Origin of the sequence: Luteimonas sp. MJ250 (assembly GCF_039548455.1) — a bacterium.
GTDB lineage: Bacteria > Pseudomonadota > Gammaproteobacteria > Xanthomonadales > Xanthomonadaceae > Luteimonas.
Genome location: NZ_JBCLVB010000011.1, coordinates 451,416 through 465,411 on the forward strand (window position 1 = coordinate 451,416; position 13,996 = coordinate 465,411).

Sequence of the window (13,996 nt, forward strand, 5' to 3'; positions counted from 1 at the left end):
CGCTGCAGCGCGTGCGGACCGTGCCCCGCGGGAGGGCGCTCTTGGAAACGAAGGCGCGCATCACAGCGTGGAGGGCGGATTCAGGCGCCGCATGCCAGCCTGACCATCGCCCCGGTCCGAGGAATCCCCGCGATGCGATCCGCCACTGCCTTCTGCCTGCTTGCCCTCGCCGCCGCGCCCGCGCTGGCCAACGACCCGAAGCCTGAAATCACCCGCCCGGCGGCATCGGCACAGGCGGTGGGCGTGGTTCACACGCTGCGCCAGATCCCGGAGGCCTGCGCGCGCATCGAAGGCGCGTTCACCGGCGATGCCGCCGATCCCTACCGCTTCGCCGTGGTCCGCACCAGCGCCAACTGCCAGCCGCGCGCCCGCTTCGTGGACGCGGCCAAGGCCAGGCCCTCGGTGGCGTCAGGCTGGGTGTTCAACGATGTGCTCAGGGTGCCGAGCGCAGAGTGCGCATCGCGACAGGCAGTGGTGCGCGTGTGGCGCAAGCCGGTAGACCAGACGATGGCGCTGGACGGCCAGGGCCAGTCGCGGATCTACATCGAAGAGTCGAAGCAGGCCGCGGCCGCCGGCAGGATCGCGGCGACCCCGATGTACGCCGCCGAGATGGGCGTGGAAGGCAAGGCCTGCGCCGCCGAGTGACGCGACGCGCGTTGCTGATGCGGTGGCTGCCGACACCGCTCCCGCTGACGGGTTTCCTGCAGGAGCAGCCATAGCTGCTCCTGCGAGGAGAGCTCAGCGTTCCCAGGCCGGCAGTTTTTTCGCCACGGCGACATTCTTCAGGGTGACGTACTTGGGCAGGCCGTCGCGACCGTAGGGCGGGTAGGCCTCGCCGCGGATGAGTGGTTCGAGATAGGTTCTCGCCGCGGCCGTGATGCCGTAGCCGTCGCGGCGGATGAAGCCCCTGGGCATGGTCTTTTCGCGGTTGGCGATCCGGGCCAGCGGCGCCGGCTCGATCTTCCAGCGATAGGGCGCGTCGGATGTGCGGACGATCGCCGGCATGGTCGCGTTGCGGCCCTCCAGGGCAAGGCGCACGGCGGCCTTGCCCACGGCCATGGCGTGGTCGAGGTCGGTCTTCGAGGCGATGTGGCGCGCCGAGCGCTGCAGGTAGTCGGGCAGGGTCCAGTGCACTTTCAGGTCGAGGCGGTCCTTCACCCGCCCCGCCAGATAGGAGGCGACTCCGCCAAGCTGGGTGTGGCCGAACGAGTCCTTGCCGCCGCCTGCGTCCGCCACGAAGCTGCCGTCCGCGGTGCGGATGCCCTCGCTGGCCACGACCACGCAGTAGCCGACGCGATCGACGACCTTGCGTACCCGGGCCAGGAAGTCCTCCTCGTCGTAGGCGCGCTCCGGGAACAGGATCAGGTGCGGCGCCGCATCGGGGCCGTCGCCGGCCAGGCCCGCGGCGGCCGCCAGCCAGCCGGCGTGGCGGCCCATGGCCTCGTAGACGAACACCTTCGTGGAGGTGTCGGCCATCGCCGCGACGTCCAGCGCCGCCTCGCGCACCGAGACCGCGGTGTACTTGGCCGCCGAACCGAAGCCCGGGCAGCAGTCGGTCACCACCAGGTCGTTGTCGACCGTCTTCGGTACGCCGATGCAGGTCAGCGGGTAGTCGAACTCCGCGGCCAGCTGCGAGACCTTGTTGGCGGTGTCGGCGGAATCATTGCCGCCGTTGTAGAGGAACCAGCGCACGTCGTGGGCGCGCAGCACGTCGAGCAGGCGCTCGTACTTCGCGCGGTCGGCGTCCAGTGATTTCAGCTTGTAGCGGCACGAGCCGAAGGCCCCGCCGGGAGTGTGGGCCAGGGCGCGGATCGCGGCCACGGGCTCCTTCGAGGTGTCGATCAGCTCCTCGCGCAGGGCGCCGAGGATGCCGTTGCGGCCGGCCAGCACGCGGACTTTTCGGGCGCGCGCTTCGGTGATGACAGCCGAGGCGGTGGCGTTGATGACGGCGGTGACGCCGCCGGACTGGGCGTAGAACAGGCAACCTTTGGGCATCTCGGGTCCGTGGGAAAGGGGCTTCGGGCCGGGGGGGTGATTACGGTAAGCTGGCGCGGTCGTGGCCGCAGGCGGTGGATTCTACGCCCCGCACCGTCCACGCCCCGAGACCACATGGAGCGTTCAATGCGACTGGTACTGCTTGGTGCGCCGGGTTCCGGCAAAGGGACGCAGGCCTCGCGCCTGAAGGAGCACCTGAAGGTGCCGCACGTGTCGACCGGCGACCTGCTGCGCGCGGAGGTCAAGGCCGGCAGCGCGCTGGGCCTGCAGGCGAAAGAGGTGATGGCCCGCGGCGAGCTGGTGTCCGACGCGATCCTGCTCGGCATGCTCGAGGACCGGCTCTCCCGCGACGACGTGGCCAATGGCTTCATCCTCGACGGCTATCCACGCAACCTGGCCCAGGCGGCCGCGCTCGACGCGCTGCTCGAGCGCATCGGCCAGCCGATGGACGCCGCGATCCAGCTGGAAGTCGACAACGAGCTGCTGATCGACCGCCTGGCCGGCCGCGCACAGGCCGAGGGCCGTTCCGACGACAATCCCGAGTCGGTCCGCAAGCGCCTGCAGGTCTATGACGAGCAGACCGCGCCGGTGATCGGCTACTACCGCGATGCGGGCAGGCTCGGCGTGGTGGACGGCGTCGGCACGCTCGACGAGGTCTTCGACCGCATCCGGGCGGCGCTCGACCGGTCCTGACGCCTTGAAGCTGCATATCCTCGGCATCGCCGGCACCTTCATGGGCGGCGTGGCCGCACTGGCGCGCGAGCTCGGCCATGCGGTCGAGGGCAGCGACCAGGCGGTGTACCCACCGATGTCGACCCAGCTCGAGCGCCTCGGCATCGAGCTGCGCCAGGGCTACGACCCCGCCAATATCTCGGACGATTGCGACCAGGTGGTGATCGGCAACGCGCTGTCGCGCGGCAACGCCGCGGTCGAGCATGTGCTGGACCACGGCCTGGCCTACACCTCCGGCGCGGAGTGGCTGCGCGACGAGGTGCTGCCGGGGCGCGACACCATCGCTGTCGCCGGCACGCACGGGAAAACCACGACCACCACGATCCTCGCCTGGCTGCTCGAGGCCGCGGGGCGTCATCCCGGATTCCTGATCGGGGGCGTGGCGGAGGATTTCGGGGTGTCTGCGCGGATTGGCGGCATGCACGACGGTGTTCGGCGTCAGGGCCTTGAACACGCTCCCTTCGTGGTCGAAGCCGACGAATACGACACCGCCTTCTTCGACAAGCGCTCCAAGTTCGTGCACTACCGGCCGCTGGTTGCGGTGCTCAACAACCTCGAGTTCGACCACGCCGATATTTTCCCGGACCTGGCCGCGATCCAGCGCCAGTTCCACCATTTCGTGCGCACGGTTCCCGGCCGTGGGCGCCTGGTGGTCAACGGCGAGGACCCGCACCTGGCCGAAGTGCTGGCCATGGGCTGCTGGACGCCGGTCGTGCGCTTCGGCATCGACGGCGGCCAGGGCGCGCTGGACTGGAGCGCGCGGCTGCTGGCTGACGACGGCAGCGCCTTCGCCGTGCTGCACGCCGGCAAGGAAGTCGGCGTGGTGCGCTGGCCGCTGCTCGGCCGGCACAACGTGATGAATGCGCTCGGTGCCCTGGCCGCCTGCGATGCGGTGGGCGTCGATGTCGCCTCGGTACTGCCGGCGCTGGGAGCCTTCCGCAGCGTCAAGCGGCGCATGGAGCTGCTCGGCGCGGCCGCCGGGATCAGCGTCTATGACGACTTCGCCCACCATCCCACCGCCATCGCCACCACCCTGGAAGGCCTGCGGGCACGGGTCGGCGAGGGGCGGATCGTGGTGGCGATGGAGCCGCGCAGCAACTCGATGCGCCTTGGTGCGCACGCGAAGGCGCTGGCGCCCTCGCTCGCGCTGGCCGATGCGGTGGTATTCCTCCATCGCGCCGGCCTGGAGTGGGATGCGGGCGCGGTGGTCGGCGGACTCCGCGGCGAGGGCGTTGCGGTATCCGATGTGGACGCGTTGCTGTCGAGCCTGCGTGCCCTCGTGCATGAAGGCGACCATGTGGTGTTCATGTCCAATGGCGGCTTCGACGGCGCGCCGCGTCGTTTCCTCGGCATGCTGCGCGGCGACTGAGGCCGCACCATGCCGTCGCCTCGCCGTGGCCTTGACGCGCACGGCGCGTAAACTGCGGGCGATGGCCGATCCACCGCTGCTTCCGCTGTTCCCGCTGCAGACCGTGCTGGTGCCCGGCGCGACGCTGGGCCTGCGCGTGTTCGAACCGCGCTACCTCGACCTTGTCGGTGAATGCGGTCGCCGCGGCAGCGGCTTCGGCGTTTGCCTGATCACCGAGGGCAGCGAGGTCGGCTCACCCGCGGTTCCGGCGGAGTTCGGCACCGAAGCGCTGATCGAGGACTTCGGCACCGACGAGGACGGCCTGCTGACCCTGCGCGTGCGCGGCGCGCGGCGGTTCCGCGTGGCGCGCACGGCGGTGCGCGACAGCGGCCTGGTCGAAGCCGAAGTGGAGTGGCGCGTGGACGAACCCGCCCATGCCCGGCTGCGCCCGGAGCACGCGCTGCTCGGCACCCTGCTGGAACGCATCTTCGACCAGGTCGGCCGGCCACCGGGCATCGAGCCGGGGTCCCAGGATGCCGCGGGAATCGGTTGGCGCCTGCTCGAACTGCTGCCGATGCCCGAAGAGCGGCGGGTCGAACTGCTGGCCATCGACGATCCCCATGCCCGGCTCGAGGGCCTGCTGGCGCTGATCGGCTAGGGCCGGGCTCCGGCCACCGGCGGCAGCCGCAGGCGCAACACCTGTTCGCCGGATGCCGGGTGCGGGTCTTCCCGCAGGTCGGATCCGGCGAGGTCCTTGCGCAGCAGGGCGTAGGCGCTGCTGGTGTCCGCGTCGGGCGACCACAGTCCGAACAGGTCGAAGGGGCGCGCGTGGCTGAGGGTCTGGACCGTGCCGATCCAAAGCGGCGTGCCGTCGCGCGGCTGCCGCGGTGCGTGCCACAGGCGGAGCACCAGGATGCGGCCATCGTCGAGCGTGCGGCGCGCCAGCAGGGTTTCGGCGCTGGCGCCCAGGGTGGCCGGCAACACCTTCTGCTCCAGCGCCGGAGTGTCATCGTCAAGCAGCAGCAGGGTGTCGCTCCAGTCCGCCTGGGCCTGGATGGTCCAGCCGCGCTGGCCGAGGTGCGTCTCCAGCGGCTTGAGCGGCCCGGCGACTTGCACATCCAGGGGCCAGCGACGGCTGGCGTCGCGCTCGTTGCGCTGCGAGGGCAGGGCCGCCCAGCCGTCCCGCCACCAGCTGTCGAGGTCGATGTTGGCCGGTGCCGGCTGCGGTGCGAAGCGCTCCAGCAACGGGTCCACCGCCCGCGGCGCATGCCACAGGGCGGCCAGCAGGAAGGCTCCGTAGAACAGGCCTGCAAGCGGCCGCATCCAGAACGAGCGCGCGACGTGGCGGCGATAGGCGATGCCCAGCGCCAGCAGCCATGCGACGCCCAGCAGCATGCCGCCGACCAGGTCGGTCAGCCAGTGCGCGCCCAGGTACAGCCGCGCGAAGCCCAGCACCGCCACCACCGCGCCGGAGACCAGATAGGGCCAGACCCGCTGCCGCCCGGGGAGTTCACGTGCGATCAGCACGGCGAAGAAGCCGAAGGTGATGGTGGTCATCGTCAGGCCCACCGAGGGGAAGCCGAAGCCGCTGAGCGCGGTCGGCGGGCGCGGCATGTCGATCGCCGCCTCCAGCGCCGCGGTCAGCACCAGGCCGAAGGCCAGTGCCGCCAGCCAGTGCGCCGCCGCCATCCAGCGCCGCCGCCACAGCAGCCACAGCGTGGACAACGCGATCGGCAGGCCGAGGACCACCGGGTCGCCGATCGACGCCAGTCCCGCCATCAGCCGGTCGGCCAGCGGGTTGCGCAGCGCGTACATGGCGTCGTGGATGCGCAGGTCCAGCGCCAGCGGCTCGCCGCGCGCCAGCATCGTCGCCAGCAGGGTGAACCAGGCCACGCCAATGGCCAGCAGGCAGACTGCCAGCAGGACCAGCGAAGCGGATTCCGGGCGGTTGGGCGAGATCAGCGCGGCGGCGTAGCGGCCCAGGCGCGGGTGGTCGCGGGTCCAGCGCAGGGCGCGCGCCAGCAGCGCGTCGGCGTGGTTGGCGAACCAGCGATACGTATAGAGGACCAGCGACCAGGCCAGCGCGATCGCCGCCAGCAGCGCGGCGACCACCAGCGCAAGGCGGTCGGCGACCGCGGCCACCGCGTCGTAGGCCTCGCCAAGCAGCCAGCCCGGGCCGAGGAACAGCACCGCCCAGGAGATCGCGGCGACGATGCTCGCGGGGACGTAGCGGCGCAGTGGCATCCGCGACATGCCGGCGATCGCGGGCACGAAAGGACGCACCGGGCCGACATAACGGGCGATGAAGATGCCCTTGATCTCGTTGCGCCGGAACAGCACTCCGGCGCGGTCGAGCAGCTGCGGGTACTTCCTGAAAGGCCAGGTGGCGCGCAGCTGCGGGCCCCAGCGGTAGCCGATCCAGTAGCTGCTGGCATCGCCGGCCAGCGCGCCAAGCGCTGCGCAGGCGATTGCGTATGGCCCCGAGATCTCGCCGAAGCCGATCAGCACGCCGATCGCGAACAGCAGCGGCAGCGCGGGGACGACGGCGCCGAGGATGATGACGGCGTCGCAGAAGGCGATCAGGAAAATGGCGACGCCGGCGGCCACGGGGTGGGCGCCGATCCAGGTAACGAGGCTGTCGAACCAGGCACTCACCACCGCGATTATGGCAGCCGGAGGTGGCCAAGCGCCGCCTACAATGTCGCAATGGATGATTCCGGTTCAGTGGAAGTGCGCGCGCTGAAGGCCGACAGCTTCGGCCGCATCGGTCTGATGCGCCGCGAAGGCGAGGACGCTCGGCCCGGTGCCGGGAACGCCGGCGCCACCCTGTTCGTGCGCCGCGACCTGCGCCACGTGCCGTGGTGGCTGCGGCTCCCCGCCTGGTGGCTGGCGCGGCGCGAGGCGCGCGGACTCGAAGCGGTGGCGGGGATGGCCGACGTCCCGCAGCTGCTGCGCTGGGACGGCTGCACGCTCGATCGCAGCTACCTGCCCGGCGATGCGATGTACCAGCGCCCGCCGCGCGGCGACCTCGCGTACTTCCGTCGCGCGCGTCGGCTGCTGCGGCAGCTGCACCACCATGGGCTGGCCCACAACGACCTGGCCAAGGAAGCCAACTGGCTGGTGCTCGAGGACGGCCGCCCGGCGATCATCGATTTCCAGCTGGCGGTGCGCGGCCGTCCGCGCTCGCCCTGGATGCGCCTGCTGGCGCGCGAAGACCTGCGCCACCTACTCAAGCACAAGCGCACTTACTGCCCGGACCGCATCACTCCGGTCGAGCGCCGCGTGCTCAAGCGCACCTCGTGGCTGCGAGACGCCTGGTTCGCCACCGGCAAGCCCGTCTACCGCTTCGTGACCCGCAAGGTCCTGAAGTGGGAAGACAACGAAGGCCGGGGTCCGAAGCCCTGAGCGCATCCGCCGCCCCGCGCCCCACAGCAGGAGCAGCCATGGCTGCGACCCCGCCGGTGGAAGCGCCAATGTCACGGGCTGCCAGAGCCGCGCGCGCCATGTCCTATCATTGGTCCGGTCGCAGCCATGGCTGCTCCTACCGGGTGTTCGGATCATGACGTCGACGCTCTCCGGCAAGACCCTCTTCATCACCGGCGGCTCGCGCGGCATCGGCCTGGCGATCGCGCTGCGTGCCGCGCGCGACGGCGCCAACGTCGCCATCGCGGCCAAGTCCGACGTTCCCAACCCCAGGCTGCCGGGCACCATCCACACCGCCGCGAAGGCGGTCACCGAAGCCGGCGGCCAGGCCCTGGCGCTGAAATGCGACATCCGCGAAGAAGACCAGGTGCGCGCCGCGGTCGCGGCCACCGTCGACGCCTTCGGCGGCATCGACATCCTGGTCAACAACGCCAGCGCGATCTGGCTGCGCGGCACGCTGGACACGCCGATGAAGCGCTTCGACCTGATGCAGCAGGTCAACGCCCGCGGCAGCTTCCTCTGTGCCCAGGCCTGCCTGCCGCACCTGCTTGAGGCGCCGAACCCGCACATCCTGACGCTCGCGCCGCCGCCCTCGCTGGATCCGAAATGGTGGGCGCCGCACACCGGCTACACCCTGGCCAAGATGGGCATGAGTTTCGTGACCCTCGGGCTTGCGGCCGAATTCGGGCCGCAGGGCGTGGCGGTCAACGCGCTGTGGCCGCGCACGATCATCGGCACCGATGCGCTGAACATGATCCCCGGCGTGGAGCCGGGCAACGGCCGTTCACCGGAGATCATGGGTGACGCCGCCCACGCCGTGCTGGTGCGCCCCGCGGCGGACTTTGCCGGCAATTTCCTGATCGATGACGAGGTCCTGGCCGAGGCCGGCGTCACCGACCTGGCGGGCTACGCCATGGATCCGTCGAAGCCGCTGTTCCCGGACCTGTTCCTCGACTGAGCCCCCGCCCGATGTCCGACACCGCCTCCCTCCTTGCCCTCGGCCGCGACCATTACCTGCCGGTCTACCGCCAGCGCGGGGTGGTGCTCGAACGCGGCGAAGGCGCCCGGGTCTGGGACAGCGAGGGCCGCGACTACATCGACTTCGCGGCCGGGATCGCGGTCTGCAGCCTGGGACACGCCGATCCCGACCTCGTCGCCGCCCTGGTCGAGCAGGCCGGCAAGCTCTGGCACACCAGCAACGTCTTCCACAGCGAGCCGCCGCTGCGCCTGGCGCAGGAACTGGTCCAGGCCTCTCGCTTTGCCGAGCGTGTGTTTCTCTGCAACTCCGGTGCCGAGGCCAACGAGGCGGCGATCAAGCTGGTACGGAAGTGGGCGGCCGCGCAGGGGCGGGCACCGCAGCGGCGGGTGATTCTCACCTTTCGCGGCAGTTTCCATGGACGGACGCTGGCCACGGTCACCGCGACGGCGCAGCCCAAGTACCAGGAAGGCTATGAGCCGCTGCCAGGCGGATTCCGCTACGTCGATTTCAACGACGTCGCGCAACTCGAGGCGGCGATGTCCGGAGGCGACGTCGCCGCAGTCATGCTTGAGCCGGTGCAGGGCGAGGGTGGCGTGGTCGCGGCCGCGCCCGGCTTCCTGCAGGCGGTGCGCGCGCTGTGCGACCGGCACGGCGCGCTGCTGGTCCTCGATGAGATCCAGAGCGGCATGGGGCGCACCGGTGCGCTGTTCGCGCACTGGCACGATGGCGTGACCCCCGACATCGTCACCCTGGCCAAGGCGCTGGGAGGCGGCTTCCCGGTCGGCGCCATGCTGGTCGGGCCCAAGGCGGCCGGCGCCATGCAGTTCGGCGACCACGGTACGACCTTTGGCGGCAACCCGCTGGCGGCCGCGGTGGCGCGGGTGGCGCTGCGCAAGCTGGCTTCGCCGGAGGTGGCGGCCAACGTCGCGCGCCAGGAAGCCGCGCTGCGCGCGGGGCTCGCGGCCATCGATGCCCGGCACGATGTGTTCGGCGAGATCCGTGGGCGCGGCCTCATGCTCGGTGCGGTGTTGCGTCCGGAACATGCGGGTCGGGCTGCCGGCATCCTCGATCGTGCAGCCGCCCACGGCCTGCTGCTGCTGCAGGCAGGGCCTGACGTGCTGCGTTTCGTGCCCGCGCTGACCATCAGCGACGCCGAGGTGGCGGAGGGTCTGGCGAGGCTCGAGGCCGCACTTGCCTGAGCCGGCCCGGCGGGGTCAGTCGACCTCCTGCGGCGGCAGCGCGCGGCCGCACTTGCGACAGTGCCAGGCATCCGCTTCATGGTCGGGCAGGCCGCATTCGTCGCAGCGGACCTGGCGCCTGCGCGGCTGCAGCGAGCGCGCGAGCTCGGCGGTGTAGATGCCCGTCGGCACGGCGATGATGCTGTAGCCGATCACGATCAGCACCGAGGTGATGAAGCGGCCGAAGCCGGTGGTTGGCGCAACGTCGCCGAAACCCACGGTGCCGACGGTCACGATCGCCCAGTACATGCCCGTGGGGATGCTGGTGAAGCCGCGCTCGGGGCCTTCGACCACGTACATCAGCGCGCCGAAGATGACCACGATGGTCAGCAGCGTGGCGATGAACACGAAGATCTTGCGCCGGCTCCGCAGCAGTGCCTGGATCAGCACCCCGGCCTCGCTCGAGTACTCGACCAGCTTGAGCACGCGGAACACCCGCAACAGGCGCAGCGCACGGATCACGGCGAACGACGCACTGGCCGGGAACAGCAGCGAGAGGAAGGTGGGCAGGATCGCCAGCAGGTCGATCACCCCGAAGAAACTGGTCGCGTAGCGGAGCGGTCGCCTGACCGTCCACAGGCGGACCGCATACTCGAAAGTGAATGCCAGCGTGAACATCCATTCCAGCGCGTACAGCCAGGCGTGCCAGCGGGCCTTGACCGCGGGAACGCTGTCGAGCATTACCACCGCCACGCTGGCGAGGATCACCAGGATCAGCACCAGGTCGAAGTTGCGTTCGTCCGGAGCGTCGTGATGGAAGATGCGCCGGTACCACAGGTGGCGCGCGCCGACGGTGGAGGCCGGCTGGAACTCCTTCTCGAACAGGCTGGGCCCGGTTTCAGCGGGGCGCGGCATCGGCGACGACCTCGAACGCCTCGCGCGCAGCGGCCAGCGTCGCCTCGACCACCGTCTCGTCGTGCGCGCTGGAGATGAAGCCGGCCTCGTAGGCGGAGGGCGCCAGGAACACGCCGCGTTCGAGCATCGCGTGGAAGAAGCGGTTGAAGGCGCCGATGTCGCAGGCGGTGGCGTCGGCGTAGGTGTCGACCTTCCGGTCAGTGAAGAACAGCCCGAACATCGCGCCGACGCGGTTGGTGGTCAGCGGCACGCCGGCTGCGCGCGCGGCGGCCTCGAAGCCGTCGCACAGGATGTTCGCCGTGGCTTCCAGGCGGTCGTGGAAACCGGGCTCCTGCACCAGCCCGAGCATCGCAAGGCCTGCCGCCATCGCCACCGGGTTGCCGCTGAGCGTGCCGGCCTGGTAGATCGGCCCGGCGGGTGCGATCTGTTTCATCAGGTCGCGGCGTCCGCCGTAGGCGCCCACCGGCATGCCGCCGCCGATGATCTTGCCGAAGGTGGTCAGGTCGGGCGTGACGCCATAGCGCGCCTGCGCGCCGCCGAGGGCCACGCGGAAGCCGGTCATCACTTCGTCGAAGATCAGTAGCGCGCCGTGCTTCGTGCACAGCTCGCGCAGGTGCTGCAAATAGCCGTCGCGCGGCGGCAGGCAGTTGGCGTTGCCGACTACCGGCTCGATGATCACCGCCGCGACCTCGCTGCCGATGTCATCGAACAGCTTCGTCGCGGCCTCGAAATCGTTGTAGCTGATGGTCGAGGTCAGCTCGCCCAGCGCGGCCGGCACGCCCGGCGACGTTGGCACCCCGAGCGTGAGCATGCCGCTGCCGGCCTTCACCAGGAAGGAGTCGCCGTGGCCGTGGTAGCAGCCTTCGAACTTGACGATCCGCTGGCGGCCGGTGGCGCCGCGCGCCAGGCGCACCGCCGACAGCGTGGCCTCGGTGCCGGAGTTGACCATGCGCACCATTTCGCAGGACGGCACCAGGCGGGTGATGGTCTCGGCCATGGTCACTTCGGCCCGGCAGGGCGCGCCGAACGAGAGGCCGTTGCCGATCGCCGCCTGCACAGCTTCGCGCACCTTCGGGTGGTTGTGGCCGACGATCATCGGCCCCCAGGAGCCGACATAGTCTATGTAGCGGTTGCCGTCGACGTCATGCAGGCAAGCGCCATCGGCGCGCTCGACGAAAAACGGCTCACCGCCGACCGACTTGAACGCGCGTACCGGCGAATTGACCCCGCCCGGGATCAGCTCAACGGCGCGGGAGAACAGGGCGTGTGACGTGTCGTGTTTCATCGCGATGGATTCCTGTAGTAGCGCCGGCAGGCGCGAATGGCGTGATGGTGATTGTCGCGGACGCCATGGCGCCGCGCGGGACGCGCCCGGTGCAACCGGCTCTAGGCGACAGGTGCCTCGAACGCCTGGAGGTAGGACTGCGCCGCGGCCACCGGATCAGGCGCGTCGAAGACGCCGCTGATCACCGCGACCAGGTCCGCGCCGGCATCGACCACGATACGGGCATTGTCCGGCGTGACCCCGCCAATGGCCACCCGCGGCAGGCCGAACTTCGCCGCGCTGTGCAGCAGCCCGGGCGTTGCACGGCGGGCCAGCGGCTTGGTCGGTGAGGGAAAGAACGCGCCGAACGCCAGATAGTCGGCGCCCGCGGCCGCTGCGCGTTCCGCGTGCCGCAGGCTGTCATAGCAGGAGGCGCCGATGATCGCGCCTTCGCCAAGCGCTTTGCGCGCGGCGCGGATGTCGCCGTCGCCTTCGCCCAGGTGCGCGCCATCGGCGCCGCAGGCAAGCGCAAGCCGCCAGTCGTCGTTGATCAGGAGCGGTACGCCGCGCTCACGGCAAAGCGGCAGCAGGGCTGCAATCTGTGCGCGCGCCAGCGTGGCGTCGGCAAGCTTGTTGCGGTACTGCAGCAGGGCCGCCTTCGAGAGCACCGCCGAGACCCGGGCCAGCAGGCGCGACGTGTCGGGCTCGTCCGGCGTCAGCAGATAGAGACCGCGCGCGCTGGCCTGCAGGCGTGGAGGCGTTGCCTCGGACATGGCGTGGTTTCCTGTCAATGGGCGTGATGGGACAATGGCGGCCCGCGCCGTGCGCGACCGGAACCGCATTATCCGATGAATGACACCACTGCCTACCGCACCTGGATGTGCGTCGTCTGCGGCTTCGTCTATGACGAAGCCCTGGGCCTGCCCGAAGAAGGCATCGCCCCCGGAACGCGCTGGGAGGATGTCCCCGACACCTGGACCTGCCCGGACTGCGGCGTGACCAAGGACGATTTCGAGATGATGGCGCTCTGAACCGCCCCGGATGACCGCATTCAGCGGCCGGGAGCGATGCCCGGGCCGAGTTCCAGCGCGGCGCCGTCCTCCAGCCCCAGCCGGCGGGCTTCGCCGGCGTTGAGCTCAAGCACGTAGAGCGCCGGCGCCCGGCTCGGGTATGGCGGGCAGCGGTCTCCCGCCGAGCACGGTGGCACTCCGCGCTGCTGTGACACCAGGCGCAGCGACGCGTCGAAATACAGGATGTCCAGCGGGATCCGCGTGTTCTTCATCCAGTAGGCCTGGCGCTCTTCGCGCTCATGGATGAACAACATGCCGTGGCCCTCTGCCAGCGAGTCCCGGAACATCAGGCCACGCGCCCGGGCCTGGTCGTCGTCGGCCACTTCGACCACATAGCGCTCGCCGGCAAGTCCCACCCAGTGCCCGTCACTGGCGCACGCCGACGCAAGCATGGTGGTACAGCACAGCATCAAGGCAAAGAAGAACGTGCGCATGGGCGGGGTCTCTCGGCATATATAGGGAGTGCTCCAACACTCCGGGAGAGGCGCGGCGCGGTCAAGCGGAATGAATTGCACCCGGCCCCTTCCCAAATCCGTTCGGGCGCTGCACAATGCGCGCCCCGCCAAGCAGCGGCCGGCACCGCCGGCAACCGCGAAGCAGGGAAGAACGAAAACCGCTTCACAGGGTGTTGACGTTCTTCAAAACCGCGCTAAGATGTGCGGCTCCCCTGACGGAAACGGCCTCCGGGCCACGACGACAAGGGAGGCTGGAATCAACCCCTCACAGGGTGTTGACGAAAGCGAAAGTCGCGCTAAGATGGGCGGCTCGCTTCGGACAAACGGTCACTGGCCGCCAACTCCGAAGCACGCTGAAGGAGGCGCCCTCAGGGTGTTGACGGAAGCAAAAGTCGCGCTATAATGGGCGGCTCGCTTAGGACAAACGGTCACCGACCGCAGCCTCCGAAGCACGCTGAAGAAAATGCCCCACAGGGTGTTGACGGAAGCAAAAACCGCGCTACAATGTGCGGCTCGCCTCGGAGGAAACGACGGGGCAACGGGAAAGGCGCTGAGGCCGATCCCCATGATCTTTGACAGTGTGCGCAGGTGACTTGTGCGGGCGTCTGGCAAGTGGATGGTTGTCCATATTGCAGAC

At 70.0% G+C, this 13,996-nt stretch carries 14 protein-coding genes; 8 read left to right on the forward strand and 6 right to left on the reverse strand.

The features are described 5' to 3' along the window. Positions 1–132 precede the first annotated feature (132 nt). A complete protein-coding gene (locus WCE37_RS08755) occupies positions 133–645 on the forward strand; it encodes a hypothetical protein (protein ID WP_343279015.1) in 513 nt (170 codons plus the stop codon). 93 nt (positions 646–738) lie between these two features. On the opposite strand, the gene WCE37_RS08760 is transcribed toward WCE37_RS08755, so the two are convergent. Next, positions 739–1,995: a 6-phosphofructokinase gene (locus WCE37_RS08760; RefSeq protein WP_343279016.1), complete on the reverse strand. Its 1,257-nt coding sequence runs from the start codon at positions 1,993–1,995 to the stop codon at positions 739–741. A gap of 126 nt (positions 1,996–2,121) precedes the next feature. Here WCE37_RS08760 and WCE37_RS08765 point away from each other — a divergent pair, with 126 nt between their 5' ends. From WCE37_RS08765 to WCE37_RS08775, 3 genes are all read left to right on the forward strand, one after another. Beyond that, positions 2,122–2,688, forward strand: a complete 567-nt coding sequence (locus WCE37_RS08765; protein WP_343254743.1) for an adenylate kinase — start codon at positions 2,122–2,124, stop codon at positions 2,686–2,688. Between the two features lie 4 nt (positions 2,689–2,692). Further along, entirely contained in the window at positions 2,693–4,096 is a 1,404-nt protein-coding gene (gene mpl / locus WCE37_RS08770; protein WP_343279017.1) for a UDP-N-acetylmuramate:L-alanyl-gamma-D-glutamyl-meso-diaminopimelate ligase, read from the forward strand. A gap of 61 nt (positions 4,097–4,157) precedes the next feature. After that, positions 4,158–4,733, forward strand: a complete 576-nt coding sequence (locus WCE37_RS08775) for an LON peptidase substrate-binding domain-containing protein (protein ID WP_343254741.1) — start codon at positions 4,158–4,160, stop codon at positions 4,731–4,733. On the opposite strand, the gene WCE37_RS08780 is transcribed toward WCE37_RS08775, so the two are convergent. Continuing rightward, positions 4,730–6,733, reverse strand: a complete 2,004-nt coding sequence (locus WCE37_RS08780; protein ID WP_343279018.1) for a bifunctional DedA family/phosphatase PAP2 family protein — start codon at positions 6,731–6,733, stop codon at positions 4,730–4,732. The two genes, WCE37_RS08775 and WCE37_RS08780, sit on opposite strands and share 4 nt — an antisense overlap. A gap of 48 nt (positions 6,734–6,781) precedes the next feature. Here WCE37_RS08780 and WCE37_RS08785 point away from each other — a divergent pair, with 48 nt between their 5' ends. The 3 genes from WCE37_RS08785 to WCE37_RS08795 all read left to right on the forward strand — a co-directional run bounded on the left by WCE37_RS08785 (position 6,782) and on the right by WCE37_RS08795 (position 9,676). Beyond that, positions 6,782–7,480, forward strand: coding sequence for a serine/threonine protein kinase (locus WCE37_RS08785; RefSeq protein ID WP_343279019.1), 699 nt, complete (start codon positions 6,782–6,784; stop codon positions 7,478–7,480). Between the two features lie 154 nt (positions 7,481–7,634). Continuing rightward, a complete protein-coding gene (locus tag WCE37_RS08790) occupies positions 7,635–8,456 on the forward strand; it encodes an NAD(P)-dependent oxidoreductase (protein ID WP_343279021.1) in 822 nt (273 codons plus the stop codon). 11 nt (positions 8,457–8,467) lie between these two features. After that, positions 8,468–9,676 (forward strand): acetylornithine transaminase, encoded by a 1,209-nt coding sequence (locus tag WCE37_RS08795; protein ID WP_343279022.1) that lies wholly within the window; start codon positions 8,468–8,470, stop codon positions 9,674–9,676. 15 nt (positions 9,677–9,691) lie between these two features. Here the strand turns inward: WCE37_RS08795 and WCE37_RS08800 are convergent, their stop codons facing one another. The 3 genes from WCE37_RS08800 to thiE all read right to left on the reverse strand — a co-directional run bounded on the left by WCE37_RS08800 (position 9,692) and on the right by thiE (position 12,607). Beyond that, positions 9,692–10,570, reverse strand: a complete 879-nt coding sequence (locus WCE37_RS08800) for an ion transporter (protein WP_343279023.1) — start codon at positions 10,568–10,570, stop codon at positions 9,692–9,694. Further along, complete coding sequence (gene hemL / locus WCE37_RS08805) at positions 10,554–11,855, reverse strand: glutamate-1-semialdehyde 2,1-aminomutase (RefSeq protein WP_343279024.1); 1,302 nt, start codon at positions 11,853–11,855, stop codon at positions 10,554–10,556. The genes WCE37_RS08800 and hemL overlap by 17 nt, the downstream gene beginning before the upstream one ends. Positions 11,856–11,956: 101 nt before the next feature. After that, positions 11,957–12,607 (reverse strand): thiamine phosphate synthase, encoded by a 651-nt coding sequence (thiE, locus tag WCE37_RS08810; RefSeq protein WP_343279025.1) that lies wholly within the window; start codon positions 12,605–12,607, stop codon positions 11,957–11,959. A 75-nt stretch (positions 12,608–12,682) separates the two neighbouring features. Between thiE and WCE37_RS08815 the strand changes: the two genes are divergently transcribed. Then, positions 12,683–12,865 carry a rubredoxin gene (locus WCE37_RS08815; RefSeq protein ID WP_343279026.1) on the forward strand — a complete coding sequence of 61 codons (183 nt, stop codon included), beginning with the start codon at positions 12,683–12,685 and terminating at the stop codon, positions 12,863–12,865. A 20-nt stretch (positions 12,866–12,885) separates the two neighbouring features. On the opposite strand, the gene WCE37_RS08820 is transcribed toward WCE37_RS08815, so the two are convergent. Beyond that, the gene (locus tag WCE37_RS08820) at positions 12,886–13,338 is read right to left on the reverse strand and encodes a DUF192 domain-containing protein (protein WP_343279027.1); all 453 of its coding nucleotides are present in this window, start codon (positions 13,336–13,338) and stop codon (positions 12,886–12,888) included. Positions 13,339–13,996 lie beyond the last annotated feature (658 nt).